Source organism: Corynebacterium lubricantis DSM 45231 (assembly GCF_000379425.1).
Classification (GTDB): Bacteria; Actinomycetota; Actinomycetes; order Mycobacteriales; family Mycobacteriaceae; genus Corynebacterium; species Corynebacterium lubricantis.
In genome coordinates this window covers 36,801-51,610 of the sequence record NZ_KB902235.1, presented here as the reverse complement: position 1 = coordinate 51,610, position 14,810 = coordinate 36,801, and the positions used below count along the sequence as shown (strand labels likewise).

15 protein-coding genes are annotated in these 14,810 nt (G+C 60.1%); 8 read left to right on the top strand and 7 right to left on the bottom strand.

All coding sequences use genetic code 11. The features are described from left to right. The first annotated feature begins 73 nt into the window (after positions 1-73). Together A37O_RS0111745 and A37O_RS0111740 are read left to right on the top strand one after the other, a co-directional pair. Positions 74-1,246 (top strand): ATP-binding protein, encoded by a 1,173-nt coding sequence (locus tag A37O_RS0111745; protein WP_051077994.1) that lies wholly within the window; start codon positions 74-76, stop codon positions 1,244-1,246. A gap of 6 nt (positions 1,247-1,252) precedes the next feature. Then, positions 1,253-1,903, top strand: a complete 651-nt coding sequence (locus tag A37O_RS0111740; protein WP_018297697.1) for a response regulator — start codon at positions 1,253-1,255, stop codon at positions 1,901-1,903. Positions 1,904-1,918: 15 nt separating this feature from the next. On the opposite strand, the gene A37O_RS0111735 is transcribed toward A37O_RS0111740, so the two are convergent. After that, entirely contained in the window at positions 1,919-2,332 is a 414-nt protein-coding gene (locus A37O_RS0111735; protein ID WP_018297696.1) for a hypothetical protein, read from the bottom strand. Between the two features lie 64 nt (positions 2,333-2,396). On the opposite strand from A37O_RS0111735, the gene A37O_RS0111730 reads away from it, so the two are divergent. Then, on the top strand, positions 2,397-2,714 hold the full coding sequence (locus A37O_RS0111730; protein ID WP_026196340.1) for a hypothetical protein: 318 nt from the start codon (positions 2,397-2,399) through the stop codon (positions 2,712-2,714). A gap of 10 nt (positions 2,715-2,724) precedes the next feature. Here the strand turns inward: A37O_RS0111730 and A37O_RS0111725 are convergent, their stop codons facing one another. Next, entirely contained in the window at positions 2,725-3,432 is a 708-nt protein-coding gene (locus tag A37O_RS0111725) for a pirin family protein (RefSeq protein WP_018297694.1), read from the bottom strand. Between the two features lie 107 nt (positions 3,433-3,539). Between A37O_RS0111725 and A37O_RS0111720 the strand changes: the two genes are divergently transcribed. From A37O_RS0111720 to A37O_RS0111710, 3 genes are all read left to right on the top strand, one after another. After that, positions 3,540-4,121 carry a cadmium resistance transporter gene (locus A37O_RS0111720; RefSeq protein ID WP_018297693.1) on the top strand — a complete coding sequence of 194 codons (582 nt, stop codon included), beginning with the start codon at positions 3,540-3,542 and terminating at the stop codon, positions 4,119-4,121. 80 nt (positions 4,122-4,201) lie between these two features. After that, a complete protein-coding gene (locus A37O_RS0111715; RefSeq protein ID WP_342661962.1) occupies positions 4,202-4,936 on the top strand; it encodes a hypothetical protein in 735 nt (244 codons plus the stop codon). Next, positions 4,937-6,478, top strand: coding sequence for a Y-family DNA polymerase (locus A37O_RS0111710; protein ID WP_018297691.1), 1,542 nt, complete (start codon positions 4,937-4,939; stop codon positions 6,476-6,478). It abuts the gene before it with no gap. A 10-nt stretch (positions 6,479-6,488) separates the two neighbouring features. Here the strand turns inward: A37O_RS0111710 and A37O_RS15475 are convergent, their stop codons facing one another. After that, on the bottom strand, positions 6,489-7,067 hold the full coding sequence (locus tag A37O_RS15475) for an AMIN-like domain-containing (lipo)protein (protein ID WP_156802597.1): 579 nt from the start codon (positions 7,065-7,067) through the stop codon (positions 6,489-6,491). Positions 7,068-7,193: 126 nt separating this feature from the next. Here A37O_RS15475 and A37O_RS0111700 point away from each other — a divergent pair, with 126 nt between their 5' ends. Continuing rightward, complete coding sequence (locus A37O_RS0111700; protein ID WP_018297689.1) at positions 7,194-8,135, top strand: ferredoxin family protein; 942 nt, start codon at positions 7,194-7,196, stop codon at positions 8,133-8,135. 3 nt (positions 8,136-8,138) lie between these two features. Here A37O_RS0111700 and A37O_RS0111695 read toward each other — a convergent pair whose 3' ends face one another. From A37O_RS0111695 to A37O_RS0111680, 4 genes are read right to left on the bottom strand one after another with little or no spacing between them, the layout of a single operon-like run. Next, positions 8,139-8,915, bottom strand: coding sequence for an HAD-IIB family hydrolase (locus tag A37O_RS0111695; protein WP_018297688.1), 777 nt, complete (start codon positions 8,913-8,915; stop codon positions 8,139-8,141). Between the two features lie 32 nt (positions 8,916-8,947). Beyond that, complete coding sequence (locus tag A37O_RS0111690) at positions 8,948-9,628, bottom strand: methionine ABC transporter permease (protein WP_018297687.1); 681 nt, start codon at positions 9,626-9,628, stop codon at positions 8,948-8,950. Then, on the bottom strand, positions 9,625-10,653 hold the full coding sequence (locus A37O_RS0111685; RefSeq protein ID WP_018297686.1) for a methionine ABC transporter ATP-binding protein: 1,029 nt from the start codon (positions 10,651-10,653) through the stop codon (positions 9,625-9,627). The genes A37O_RS0111690 and A37O_RS0111685 overlap by 4 nt, the downstream gene beginning before the upstream one ends. After that, positions 10,653-11,537, bottom strand: coding sequence for a MetQ/NlpA family ABC transporter substrate-binding protein (locus A37O_RS0111680; RefSeq protein ID WP_018297685.1), 885 nt, complete (start codon positions 11,535-11,537; stop codon positions 10,653-10,655). The genes A37O_RS0111685 and A37O_RS0111680 overlap by 1 nt, the downstream gene beginning before the upstream one ends. Before the next feature lie 140 nt (positions 11,538-11,677). Between A37O_RS0111680 and A37O_RS0111675 the strand changes: the two genes are divergently transcribed. Beyond that, entirely contained in the window at positions 11,678-14,806 is a 3,129-nt protein-coding gene (locus A37O_RS0111675; RefSeq protein WP_026196337.1) for an error-prone DNA polymerase, read from the top strand. Positions 14,807-14,810 lie beyond the last annotated feature (4 nt).

The window sequence follows — 14,810 nt, the reverse complement described above, 5'->3', positions numbered from 1 at the left end:
GGGATCTGCCCTGAACTTTTGCTTCAGGGTTTACCCCGATTCTTTTCTCCCGAGGGCGTGGAACAATTAGTGTATGCCTCAACGATCACCGTATATCTCCGCGGAAAAGCCGATGCTGTACCCGCGCTACACACGCCCGAAAAACGGGCGAGTAGTCGCGGGCGTTGCTGCGGGCTTAGCGCAACACCTTGGCGTGGACGTCGGCTGGGTGCGCGTTGCGCTGGTGGTCGCTGCATTTCTTTCCGGCGCCGGAGTCTGGGTCTATGCCCTGGTGTGGATGTTCTCGGAGCCCAATAACCGCAATGATCCCGTTCCGTCGAATCAGAAGATGGGCATGGCCAGCTACATCGGTTTGGCTGCGATCGGCATTGTCGGTGCTGTGGCGACGACGGGACTGCTCAGTGGCGTGAGCGCTTTTGTGCTCATCGCGTTGGGCGTGGTGGCCGTTGGTGCCTTCCTCTCCTGGCAGGCCTTCGACCGGGAGAAGAGATCCGTTGGCAATATCATTGCGTTGGTGGCGGGCGTGACTTTGGTGTTCGCCGGCGTGGTCGCCATGGCAGTGCTGTGGGAGGACGGTGGATTCGGCGGTGCCGTCGCCTCTGTGATTCTTACCCTCCTCGGCGTGGGAATTTTGGTCATCCCGCTGATGATGCGCCTGACATCCTCGCTGGTCAGCGCCCGCGAGGAGAAAGCCGTGGCGAATCAGCGTTCCGAAATCGCGTCCCGGCTGCATGACTCGGTGCTGCAAACCTTGGCACTGATTCAAAAGCGTGCCGACGACCCCGACGAAGTCACCCGGCTCGCGCGCGGACAAGAACGAGAGCTGCGAGCCTGGCTCTTTGACGCCGAAGAAAAGACCTCCACGACAGTGTTCGCGGCCCTGAATAAGGCCGCCGGCGAAGTGGAAGATCTAGTGGGTGTGCGGATCAGCCCCGTCACCGTCGGCGATGACGTGAGCTTCAACGAAGATACCGAACCACTTGTGTTGGCTGCCCGCGAAGCAATGCTCAACGCCGGCAAGCACGCAGGGGTAGATACCCTTGATGTCTACGCCGAACACCTGGCTGGCGAGCTCACCATCTTTGTGCGGGACCGCGGTAAAGGCTTCGACCCTGAAGACATTCCGGATGATCGCCACGGTGTGCGCGACTCGATTATCGGGCGGATGGAACGCGCAGGTGGGGAAGTGACAATCCGCTCCTCGTCTGCCGGGACAGAAATTACTCTCACCTTGGCGGTAACCTAAACAACTATGGTGCGAGTTTTCCTAGTTGATGATCATTCCGTGTTCCGGGCCGGTGTCCGTGCAGAGTTAGCCGACAAAGTCGACATTGTCGGCGATGCGGGCACGGTGCGCGAGGCGGTCGCGGGAATCAACTCCACGCACCCCGATGTTGTGCTGCTGGACGTGCACATGCCCGACGGCGGCGGTCTCGCCGTGATCAAACAAACCCAGGTCGAGACAAAATTCCTCGCCCTGTCGGTCTCTGACGCGGCAGAGGACGTGATTGCGCTCATCCGGGCGGGTGCGCGTGGTTACGTGACGAAGAATATCGATGGGGTTGAGCTCGCCGAAGCCGTTAACCGGGTCAACGGCGGAGATGCCTATTTCTCGCCGCGCCTGGCGGGTTTTGTGCTCGATGCCTTCGCCTCAGGAGGGGTGGTCGACGACCCGGAGGGAGAACCGGAGAAGATCGATGATCCGGTCGTTGACGCACTGACCCGGCGCGAGCTGGAAGTGCTACGGCTTCTGGCGCGCGGATATACCTACAAGGAAATCGGCGAGAAGCTCTTCATTTCCATTAAGACGGTGGAAACGCACGCGTCGAATATCCTGCGTAAGACGCAGCAATCGAATAGGCATCAGCTCACCCGGTGGGCGGCGGATCGCGATCTGGATTAGCGCCTGATTAGAGGCTTATGCGTAGGCGAGTTTTCGCGTGCCGTCGACATGTGGATACAGCATCCACGCGAGCCCGCCGATGATGAGGAAGGCAAGCGCGGCACCCCAGGAGGGCCACGGCGCAAGAACCGGCGAGATCATCAGCAGCAGCCACCACACCATGAGTGGCACCATCTGGCCGATGGTGGGGAAGGTGTCCACGTTGTTCGCCAGCGCGAAGTACTTCATTTCGCGACGATAGGGATGCAACAGAGTCAGCGCAATGGCAGCTACGGCAGCCGTTCCAGCCAGCGCAACGCGCAGCCCGATTCCCATTCCACTGAGCATGAAGGCCACGGACAATCCGACGAGGATGGATCCCACTCCACGCACAAGCGTCGGTGTAGGAATCGGGGTTTTGCGGGCTTTCATGTCACCGTAGGCAGTCATGAAATATCAGGCTATCAGCTTGAAGAGGATTGATCGGAATGCAAAAGACTGTCATGATTTCTTCATGACCATCATCACAAGCGTGCTGTTCTTGGTAGCAGGTGCCGCCCTGGCAATTGTGGCCACAGGGAAGTTCAGCGCGCGCGATCCCTATGGGATGATTCCCTATTTCATTGGGGAGTGCCTCGACATTGAGTTTCCCTGGTACCTGACCCGGGCTGTGGGATTCTTCCTCCTGATCGTGGCGGCTGCCATGGCACAACCCGTGTTAGGCCTGTGGGCGCTGTTACTCGTTGTAATCGGAGCCTTCCCCTCGTTGATGATGACCCGCGCGCACAATCGACGGGCCAGGAAGACGTGGTGGCCAGACTCCAACGCGTAATTACCTGTGTTTACACCGCCCGGTCCATGACCCACGCCAATACCTCGCCTGAACCGGTGACCTTGAGGGGACCCGCGTCAGTCAGGCGGAGGGTGTCGCCTGCATGTAGGTGCTCGCCATCCACGTGAGCCTCGCCCGTAGCGACGAAGAAGTGGACGAAGGCCCCACCCGAAAGTTCGCGTGGGAGATCGTCGTGAAGCCGTGCGACCCATAACGCGGCACCCTCGACTCCCAATGGAAGCGGGGAGCTGGGCCCTGCCACCTGAACGAAATCGCCCGAGGCGAGCGTGTCATTGTAATCGTGATGGTCATGCGAGGGCGTGGTTCCTAAAACATCGGCGGGCAACCAGCTCTGGACCACCCGGACTTTTTGTCTGCTGGTGTAGCCCGCGGCGTTGACCTCGGAGTGGCGGACGCCGGCGCCTGCGCTGATGTGTTGGGCCATGCCGGTTTCGACGATGGTCGATTCTGCACTGCCCGAATCGCGATGTTCGAGGGCTCCGTCGAGGACCCAGGTGATAATTTCGGCATCCTGGTGATGGTGCATGTCGAATCCCTCGCCGGGGGCGACGATGTCGTCGTTATGCACCATGAGGAGCCCGAAGGCGTTGGCAGCGAGATCGAAGTTGCCGGTAGCAAGGAATGATTGCCGCGAATCTACTGCCGCATCACGCCAGAAATGCCGATCAGCTGCGCGGATAAGCTCGGTTGTTGTCATGTACACAATCCTAGCAATTCGTTATCCAAATTGGCAGGGGGGTGTCGCGATAGCATTGAAGAGGTGATGAATTAATGCGACGTTGATCGGGCGAGAGGGGTGGGTCCATGACTCTAGCGGTTGTTCTGTCTGCCCTCGGATTGTTCGCGGCGACCAATATCGATGACCTTTTGATGCTGTCGATCTTTTTCGCCCGCGGAGCCGGTCAAAAAGGCGCGATCTGGAAAATTGTCCTCGGGCAATATGCCGGATTCACTGCCATTCTTGCCATTTCGGTGCTGTTGGCCCTGGGAGTAGAGCTCCTCATTCGCCCTGAATGGATCCCGTTGTTTGGTCTTATTCCGATTGCGATGGGCCTCTGGTTTATCTATGTTCACCTGCGGGGCAAGGATCACGACCCCGAAGAGGACGCGCAGGGAAAGGCGATTAGCTTTCGTGCCGTCAGCGTTGTCAGCTTTGCCCACGGCGGCAACAATATCGGCCTCTACGTGCCAGTATTTGCGAACGTTGAAATATCCACGATGCTGATCTACTGCGCGATCTTTATAGTCTTAGACGGTCTGCTCCTGTATCTTGCATATGTTGTGGCGAGGCACCCGTTGGTGGCCCGAACGTTCCACCGCTGGGAGCATATTATTTACCCAACGGTGTTGATTGGCGTGGGTGCGCTCATTCTCGCGGGCGGGTAGTGTCCCGGATATAACCCCGTCGAAAATATGTTCGAGCAGGGGTGTTGCGCGCGTCGAAATCGAAGAGCATACTACAGGGTGTGGAGGGAACATATGTTCGGAACGTAGAGGAATTTGGTGATCTTGGTGCAGGGCTCAGCAGGGCCGACAAGATCGCCACTTTGCGCTCCCGCATGGCCGCGCTCGGAGGGGAAGTTGTAGAACAAGTTGCTGAAGAGACGGATATTCTCCCTGTTGGTGATGGGCTGGAGCGACTCCTTGCACAAGGTGGTCTACCTCGACGATCGGTAACACACTTAAGCGATACCCCCGCTCTCGCGGTGGAATTGATCGACCAGGTTACCTCCCGTGGCGGGTTTGCTGGGGTTGTGGGGTGGCCGGAACTGTCCTATGCGGGCATCGGGGAACTGCAGCGCGTGGTGGCCGTCCCGGATCCGGGCACGGAACCCCTCTCCGTTGCTTCCGTTTTGGTGGAGGGGCTCGATCTGGTGATCTATCGCAGCGCCGTCGACCTTACCATTTCGCCTGTACGTGCGAGACCAATATTGGCGCGACTCCGCGCCGGGCACGCCGCCTTGCTGCTGGTAGGCACGAAGGTGCAATCGCCTGCTCTGAGTATTTCCGCGCAGGTTGCCGATTTCCGTGGCATCGGTCAGGGCAGCGGAAGAATCACCGGGATGGACTTGAACGTGCGGACAGAGTCCAAGGGACACCGGCCATCCTCCGGAATTCTCACTGTGGGTCAGGCAGGCGGTCAGGCTGCTGGACACGCTGCTGGTACGGCCCCACAGCGGCATTTAAGGGCGGTGCGATAAATGCGGGTGGCAGCATTATGGTTTCCGGACTGGCCGATCCAAGCCGCGCGCCTCAGCGCCGAGGACGCACTCGCCGAGCCTCTAGCCATCGGTGAACAACATCGCATCACCGTGTGCTCGTCCGTGGCTCGTGCCCAAGGCGTGCGCCGGGGCATGAAAGTGCGGGCGGCACAAGCGGTCTGCCCGAGTCTGACCGTGCTGGACAGTGACGTGGATCGGGATGGGCGGATGTTCAGCTCGCTTGCAGCAAGCTTTGACGACGTGGCCTCGTCCGTGGAGGTAATCCGGCCCGGGTTGGTCGTTGTGGATTTAGCAGCGGTTGCGAAATTTCATGGTGGTGAAGCGATCGCAGTAGAGATGCTCCTCGACGCGGCAGCGCGCAAAGGGATCGATGCGCTGGCGGGTGCCGCAGACGAAATTGCCACAGCAATCATCGCCTCGCGTGCAGGCCAAATCGTCCCCGCCGGCGAATCCGCGGGCTTCTTAGCCCAGCAACCGGTTTCCGTCTTGGTCGCAGAAACAGCCTTGGGGGTGGACCCGGAGCTGGTGCGCGCGCTGAGCCAATTAGGGGTGCGTACCCTGGGAGACTTAGCCGCACTGCCGTCGACCGCAGTGTCTACTCGTTTCGGCGTGGGAGGAATCACCTGCCATAAAATCGCTCGCGCAGCACCCGACCGGCGAGTAGCGCCTGAACTACCCGTTGCAGACCTCGCCGTTGGGCTGACCCCGGAGGATCCCATCGAGCGCGTCGACGCGGCAGCCTTCGCCGCGCGCGGATTGGCAGCCGCGCTTCATGAGAAGCTCTCCGCCGTCGGGCAGAACTGTGTGCGCTTGAAAATCATTGCGGAGCTCACCGATGGCAGGCAGGTGGAGCGGGTCTGGCGAACCAAGGAAGCACTGACTGAGGCCGCCACCGCGGATCGTGTGCGCTGGCAACTCGATGGTTGGCTGACCAGTGGCGGGGCAGGTGCCATCGCGTCCTTGATCCTGGAGCCTTTGGAGCTGGCCGCACCCGAACCCGTCGGTGAACTCTGGCGCGATGGGACCACAACCGATGCTGCGCGCCGGGTTGTCGAGCGAGTGCAATCCACACTCGGCCTCGACGCGGTAGTACAGCCTGTCCTCGTCGGCGGGCGGGGAGTGCTCGAGCGCATCGAACTGGTGCCTTTTGGGGAACAAGCCCCAGAACCTGTCGAAGGGGAGTGGCCGGGAGCCATTCCGGCCCCGTTGCCGGCGCGGCTCGGCGGAGGGCCGACGCACCCAGTGGCGCGTGTTGTGCTGATCGACGCGGAGGCGAAGCGGGTTGGGGTGACCGCGGAGGCGGTGCTGAGCTCCCGCCCCTATGCGCTTGGGTGGGGAAAGAACCACTATCTTGTGACGGCGTGGGCGGGACCGTGGCCCGTCGATGGAGGTTGGTGGGAGGCGCACCCGCGGAAGGTTGCGCGCCTCCAAATCGTCGGAAAGCGAGAAGGCGAAGCGCAACAAGCATGGCTGCTGTTATGGGTACAAGGCGGGTGGAGGATCGAGGCGATGTATGGCTAAAAGGTGCGTGCTACTTAGCGTGGATATCCACGACGAGGCGCAGCGGATTCTCCAACATTTCCACCGAATACGGGTGCTCTTTATCAACGCCAATAATGAACTGAGCGCGGCCGCCACCATTGGATGCCTTGACGACCTCGACCACGCAGCCGGTTCCGGCGATGGTACGCAGCTGGGGGTCTGGGATGCCCAGTTCCTTAGCCGGGACGACCCCGTCAATGTTGACGTTCAAAAACGCTTTGCCCTTGACGGGGACGGCAGAACCAGAGGCCTGTTGGGAAGGGGAATCGACATAGTCGACGTACCAGCCGGGTTGACCGCTGCCAGCCAGGTCAAAAACAACCCGGTCGAAATGATCGTGCGCACCCGTGCGCACATGGGTCACCACCAGCTGGCTGGGGGCTTCCGGGCGCTGCGTTTTCTCAGTCAAGCTGGCATCGCCTAAAGGCATGACGCCTGCGGTCGTGCTCGAACTGCTGGGGCTGCTGACGGCCTGGGTTGCTACTGTTCCATCACCCGCGCATGCCGAAGTTGCGAACATTGCCACGAGGGCGATGCCGCAGACTGCGGAATGACGAATCGTAAACACGAATACAAAGGGTAATATTCATGCCCATAAATGGAAAACCAGAACGGTACAAAAACCAAAAAGGTAATCAAAACGTTGTAAAGTCAACAACTTCCGCCTTGTGAAGAAAAGCACTAGGCTGGGCGCATGACCATGCCTGCACCACAAGAGGGGAAGCAACCGCTCGTGCGGTGTTCCGACGTAGCACCAGAACCTCTCCCCGGGACGGCAAAGCAGGCAGGAACCTACGTCATCTTCGAATGGCCATTGAGCTGGAGCCATGACGTGCTCGATGGAGGCACGCTGGGGGAAGAATTCACCGCTCGGCTTAAAGCTCACCTGAAGAAGTATGGGGCCAGCCTGCAGTTGATTCGCCATCCGACGCGGGAGCGACGCCAGATCACCGACCACCACCTCTACCTAGTCTTCGCCGAGGACAATATCATGGAGGTCACGCACGTCAGCTCCCCTGAGGAGTTGCTGGAGCTGGATCTGTCGGGGCCTGGACGCAATAACCTTGAGCAGCGCACGCACCCGCTCGTGCTGATCTGCACCCATGCCAAGCGCGATGCCTGCTGTGCGATCAAGGGTCGTCCATTGGTGACCGAGTTGGAGAAGCGCTACCCGTTCTCGGAAAACGGCGACATTGTGTGGGAAACCTCGCACACGAAGGGCCACCGATTCGCCCCCTCGATGCTGTTGATGCCGTGGGGATATAGCTTCGGGCGGATGAACGTCGAGGCCACCGAATCGATGATTGAGGCCTCCTTGCAGGGCGCCTACTTCATCGCAGGCAACCGCGGGCGCGGCACGTTGACCCCCACGGCGCAGGTTGCGGAACTTGCAGTGGCCAGCGAGCTCGCCCTTGCCCACGAACCCGTGAAGTACGGACAGTTCGACGTGGTTTCGGATGAAATTGCCGCGGATGCTAAGTCGGCGAAACTCACCGTGGTTGATACCGCATCGGGGCGCAACTTCGCGGTCACGCTCGCCTCGCGCACCGTCGACGGGATCATTTCTTCCTGCGGTGCAGAACCGAAGCGGGGTAACGTCTGGGACGTGGACTCGGTGGAGGAAGCAGTTAACTAGCTTTTAGACGTATTCCAGCAGCGCGTCGGCGACGTGTTCAATGACGTGATCCGTGGCATGCTGCACGTCATCCGGGGAGAGAGTGAAGCTGTGCGAGTGATGCGCCACCTCGTGCATCGGCAGATCATTCCATGAATCTCCAAAGGTATAGAGCTCAAAGGAATCGATCCCCGCGAGCTCCATGACCTGCAGGATGCCCTTGCCCTTATTCACACCCGGGGCGATGATGTCCACGAACTCGTGGTTCGTGGTGTAGGTAGCATGCGGCAGCTGCGTGTGAATCCGCTCGATCAATTCCACCCGCAGCGCCGGGTTATCGGGCACCCACAAAGGCACCACACCGAATTGGTGGTCGGTAATGTCCGCCCGCGTCATCGGGATGAAGCCCTGCGCGAGGGAACTTCCCACACCGGGGATCGCAGTGTTGTTGGTAAAGATCCCGTCGCGGGGCCCGAAGGTGGTGCCGTAGACTGCGATGCCCTCGACGTCCTGAAATTCGGTGACCGCTTCGTGCACCATGTCCGAGTCGATCGGGTGACCGAACAGGAGCTCGTCGTCACGCGTTGTTCCTGCTCCGCCGTTGGAGAGCACGTTGTAGTCAAAGGAGATGTCAATGCCGTGAAGTGCACGGCTTAACGACGATCGCGACCTCCCGGTTGCGGAAATAGCAAGATGCCCGGCGTTTCGCCAGGCATCTATTGCCGCGATGTCCTTGGCGGCGATGTCACCGCCGCGGCGCAATGTTCCATCGATGTCAAAGGCAGCAACTTTCACGGTCATGCGTGTCAGTGTAACTTCTTTGCCGAAGTTTTCTAGCGGCGCATGACCTTCTTGGACAGCCAGTTGCCCAGGAACTGGGCGAGCTGCACGATGATCACGATGACGATCACGGCGGCGAAGGTGACCTGCGGTTCAAAGGAACGGTAGCCGTAGACAATAGCGAAGTCACCCAGGCCGCCACCGCCGATGTAGCCCGACATTGCGGACATGTCGATCACCGCGATGAAGATGAAGGTGTAGCCCAGGATCAACGGGCCGAGTGCCTCGGGAAGGATCACCGACGTGATGATTTTCCACGGGCCGGCACCCATAGACCGGGCAGCCTCAATGACCCCGGGGTCAATGGCGACGAGGTTCTGCTCGACAATGCGCGCCACCGTAAATGTTGCGGCGAAACACATCACGAAGGTCGCGGCATTGGTACCAATAGACGTACCCACGACCGCCACCGTGATCGGGTACATCATGGCGATCATGATGATAAACGGGATCGGGCGGAAGAAGTTGACCAGGATATTGATGGTCCAATACACGAAGGAATTCTTTAAGATTCCGCTCGGACGAGTGGTATACAGCAGCACACCCAATAGCAGGCCGAAGAAACCGCCGACGACCATGGTGATGGCCACCATGTAGAGGGTGTCACCGATCGCCTCGATGAACACTGGCTGCAAACGTTCCCAGTTGGGTTCAGCTAAGATCATTTCGTTCATCGCATAATCTCCTGGATATCGGTGGTTTTCTGCAGCGTGGTGTAGAACTGTTGCACGGCGGTTCCATCGCCGCCGAGGCGGACCGTCATCTTGCCGAAGGAGTGGTGCTGCAGTGTGGTCACACCACCGTGCACGATCGAAATCGTGCCACCGTGTGCCTTGAGATCGGAGGCTGCTTCGAAGAAACCGGAGTCTTCCGTCAGGTCAATGGTAAAGAGGCGACCGTCGTGCGTGAGCAGGTCTTCTGCCTCGACTTGGTCGGGGGTATTGCGCAGAGAGGATGACACGAACCGCTGCGCCACATGGGTCTGCGGATCAGAAAACACCTCGTAGACGCTGCCATATTCCACGATGTGGCCATTTTCCATCACCGCAACCTTGTCGGCGATGGAGCGCACGACGTCCATCTCGTGGGTAATGACCACGATGGTCAACCCCAGTTCCTGATTGACGCGACGCAACAGCGACAGGACTTCTTGGGTGGTCTCCGGGTCAAGGGCGCTGGTGGCCTCGTCGGCAAGCAACAAGGTGGGATCCGTCGCCAGCGCGCGGGCGATGCCGACGCGCTGCTTCTGGCCACCGGAGAGCTGCTCGGGGTAGCTCTTGCCTTTATCCGCGAGGCCGACGAACTCAAGGAGGTCGGCGACGCGGGCCTTGCGCTGTTGCTTTTCCATTCCCGCGAGTTTGAGCGGGTATTCGATATTGCCCGCCGCGCTGCGCGAAGAGAACAAGTTGAACTGTTGGAAAATCATGCCGATATTACGGCGCATGGTGCGCAGCTTGGACTCGGGCATGCCGACGATGTCGGTGCCATCGAGCAAGAGTTCACCAGAAGTAGGGGTGTCCAGCCCGTTGATGAGCCGAACCAGTGTGGACTTACCAGCACCGGAGTAACCGATGACACCTAAGATTTCGCCTGGTTCGACAGTGAGATTGATATTATCGAGTGCCCGGACCTCGCTGGATCCGGAGGTGAACACCTTCGTGATGTCCCGGAATTCGATCCGGGTGCCGGTAGAGCTCACTACTTTGACTCCTCCTCGAGGCGAGCCAGGACGTCATTGAGCTCAGCCTGGTCGCGGGTGACCTGGACTGCGGTGCCCTCGGAGTCTTGTGCAACTGCCTCGGTGACCTCAGGGGAGTGCCACAGCTCGACCAGCTTGTTCAGGGTTGGGTCGCTGATGTCTTCTGCACGGGAGGCAAAGACGTTGATGTATGGCTCTGCCTGGGTGGAATTTGGATCGTCCTCGAAGACTGCTTCTTCTGGGGTGATGCCAGCGCGACCGAGCCAGGAGTTGTTGATGATGGACGGGCGGCCTTCCTCGAACACGGTGGGGGTCTGCGCTGCATCAATCGGGGTGACGTTGACCTTGGAAGCCTCAGTGTCGATGTCAGCTGGGGTTGGATCGGTCAGATCTTCTTCAGCCAAGGTGACCAGGCCGGCCTGGACGAGTACGTTGATGGCGCGACCCTGGTTAGATGGGTCGTTCGGGATGGCAACGTCCTGGCCCTCAATGCCGTCGAGGGAGGTGTGGTCCTTCCAGAACAGAGCCAGCGGGTAGATCTCGGTGGAGCCCACAACCTTGAGGTCCTCGCCGGAGCCGACGTTGTATTCCGCAAGGTACTTGATGTGCTGGAACTTGTTCACGTCCAGCTCGCCCTGTGCGAGTGCCTCATTGACCGGTGCGTAGTCAGAGAAAGGAATGATCTCTAGGGTGATGCCTTCTTCTGCAGCTAGATCGGAAAAGACGGACCAAGCCTGCTGATCGGCATCGGTGGTGCCGATCTTGATGGTGGTATCGCCGTCACCGGACGCGCCGTCAGTGGATGAATCATTGGAGCATGCCACGAGGCCGGTAGCTGCGATGGTTGCTGCCGCAGCGGTTGCGACAAAACGGGTCAAACGCATCGTATTCTCCCTGTAGGTAGATGGAATGGAAGTGATGGGCAATAACCTAGCACTTTCTGGACAGCTTAGTCTAGTCGCTTTGGGCCTTTTCGATAAACCCACTATGGCACATATGTTCTAATAGTGCTAGCGTAAAACGCATGAGATTTAATGGAGGCGCGCCGCTATCGTGGTCGCGGTTGGAGCGGATTTTGTCGGGGCGCCCGTCGCCCACGCCAATTTCCGTCGACCACCTTGCCCCTGATCTCGAAGATGTTTCTTCGCCCCAGCAGGCAACGGTCTCGTTTGCTGAGCTGCACGCTGTGTCGTCGTATAGCTTTTTAGGCGGGGCGAGCGAACCGGAAGAGCTCGTTGTTCGGGCGAAAGAGTTAGGAATTGAAGCGTTAGCGCTGTTAGACCGTGATGGTTTCTATGGCGCGGTGAAGTTTGCGGAGGCCGCGGCGAAGGTGGATTTGCCGACGGTATTCGGTGCGGAACTAACTGTGGGGCAGCGGGTGCTGCCCGTGCTGGCCAGGAATATAGACGGATATAAGCGCCTGTCGCACCTGATTACTCAGGCGCGGATGGTCACAGGTGAAAAGGATGAGGTGCGCTACCCGCCGTTAGAGGGGATTGCTGAGCAACTGGGCGGGCAGTGCTACGTGCTTGTGGGCTGGCCCTGGGCGGAGGAAATCGATCGTGTGGTCGAAATTTTCGGGGTAGACAGAGTGGTTTTGGAGTACGAGGTATCCATGACCCCGGAAGATGCGGATCACCACGCGTTATTAGATCAATATCCACATGTTTCCAGCATCCTCACGGCACAACCGGCCGCCGCCACCCGGGGCCATTCCAGGCTGGCTGCGGCCAAGCGTGCGCTGGGCAGACGCCAGTCGCTGGCGCATGCCCAGGGTCACTTGCACCCGATGGGCGCGAATTGGCTGCGCTCCGGTGAGCGGATGCTGCAGATGGCGCCTGAGCGTCGCGCCCAGATTGAACGCACCGTGGACATTGCCCGCGAATGCGCTTTTACCTTAGATCTTGTCGCCCCGAATCTGCCGCGGTTTGATACGCCTGAGGGCCACGATGAAATGAGTTGGCTGACGTACCTCGTGCGCGAGCGCGGTCAGGTGCGCTACGCCTCGCGCCCGCACGAGGTGCGGGAGAAGGCGATGAAGCAGATCGACTATGAGCTCAGCGTGATCGAACAACTCACGTTCCCGGGTTACTTCCTCATCGTGAATGATCTGGTGGATTTCTGCCACGAGAACAACATCTTGTGCCAGGGCCGCGGGTCGGCGGCGAACTCCGCCGTGTGTTTCGCCCTGGGCATCACGAACGCGGAGCCAATCAGCGCGGGTTTGTTGTTCGAGCGTTTCCTGTCCCCAGAGCGCGACGGGCCTCCCGATATCGACATTGATATTGAATCCGGCCGCCGCGAACAGGTGATTCAGTACGTCTACACCAAGCACGGCCGCGACAATGCGGCGCAGGTGGCCAACGTGATCACCTATCGCACGAAAGGCGCCATCCGCGATGCCGCACGCGCCCTGGGGTATCCCCAGGGCGCGATTGACTCGTGGGCGAAGGGATTGAGCGACCCGCCGGAGAAGGTCACCGAGCTTGCCGCCGAGTTCAAGGGCCAACCTCGTCACCTGGGTATTCACTCCGGTGGCATGGTGATCTGTGACCGGCCGATCGCCGATGTAGTGCCCACCGAGTGGGCGCGCATGGAAGATCGCTCGGTGGTGCAATGGGACAAGGATGATTGTGCCTCGGCAGGTCTGGTCAAGTTCGACCTGTTGGGCTTGGGCATGCTCGAGGCGCTGCATCACATGATCGATCTGGTGGAAGAGACCACGGGTACGCGCGTTGAGCTGTGGGAGCTGGATCTGGCTGATTCCACGGTCTACGACATGTTGTGTCGCGCCGATGCCGTGGGTGTGTTCCAGGTGGAGTCGCGCGCGCAGCTCTCTACGCTGCCGCGGCTCAAGCCTCGGACGTTTTTCGACCTCGTCGTCGAGGTGGCGCTGATCCGGCCCGGCCCGATCCAGGGCGGTTCGGTGCACCCCTACCTGCGGCGCCGCAATGGGGAAGAGGAAGTCACCTACGACCATCCGGTGCTGGAGAAATCCCTGGGCAAGACGCTGGGCATCCCGCTGTTCCAGGAGCAGCTCATGCAGATCGCCGTGGATGCGGCAGGCTTTTCGGGCACGGAAGCAGACGCTTTACGACGAGCGATGGGCTCCAAGCGCTCACCGGCAAAAATGGAGGCCCTGCGTCAGCGTTTCTTCGACGGATGTTGGACAACCAACCAGATCGATGAGGAGACCGCGCTGCGGTTGTGGAACAAGGTGGTGGCCTTTGCTGCCTACGGGTTCCCGGAATCGCACTCCCAGTCGTTCGCGTCCATCGTGTACTTCTCCGCGTGGTTTAAGTGCTACCACCCGGCGGAGTTCTGCGTGGGTTTGCTGCGTGCTCAACCGATGGGGTTCTACTCACCCCAGTCGCTGATTCAGGATGCCCGGCGGCACGGAGTCAAGGTCCTGCCTGTCAGTGTGAATGATTCCGGGAAAGAGGCCCGCGTGCTGGATACTGCAACGATCCGGGTGGGGCTCAACTTGGTCACAGGTCTAGGCGATAAACCCGCCGAGCGCATCGAGGCGCACCAACCGTATGAGGGGATCCCGGATCTATCGCGCCGGGCGGACCTGAGCGTGGAACACGTCGAAGCCCTAGCGAAAGCTGGCGCGCTGGAGTGTTTCGGTGTGGATCGCAGGCAGGCCCTGTGGCAAGCAGGAGTAGCCGCGACGGAGAAGGAGGGCATGCTGCCGAACCTGTCCACCGTCGAGGCGCCCGCGCTGCCGGGGATGACGGCGCTGGAACTACTCGCCGCCGATGTCAGCTCCACGGGGGTCACCCCAGATACCCAACCGGTCGCGTTCGTGCGTGAGACACTCACGCAGCGCGGTGTGCTCTCCGCGGAGGAGCTGCGCCACGCCGAGGACGGCTCGCGGATCCGCGTCGGTGGGGTGATCACGCACCGCCAGCGCCCGCAGACCGCCTCCGGGGTGACATTTTTGGGTATGGAAGACGAAACCGGCCTGATCAACGTGATGATTTCTCCGGGTTTATGGAAGCGCCAGCGCATCCTCGCCAGAACATCGAAGGCGCTCGTGGTGCGTGGCATCGTGCAAAACGCCACCGGGGCGGTAACGGTGGTGGCGGACAAGTTAGAACCACTCGAGCTCAGCGAGGTGCTCTCTCGAGGTTCGCGTGACTTCCGTTAGGAAA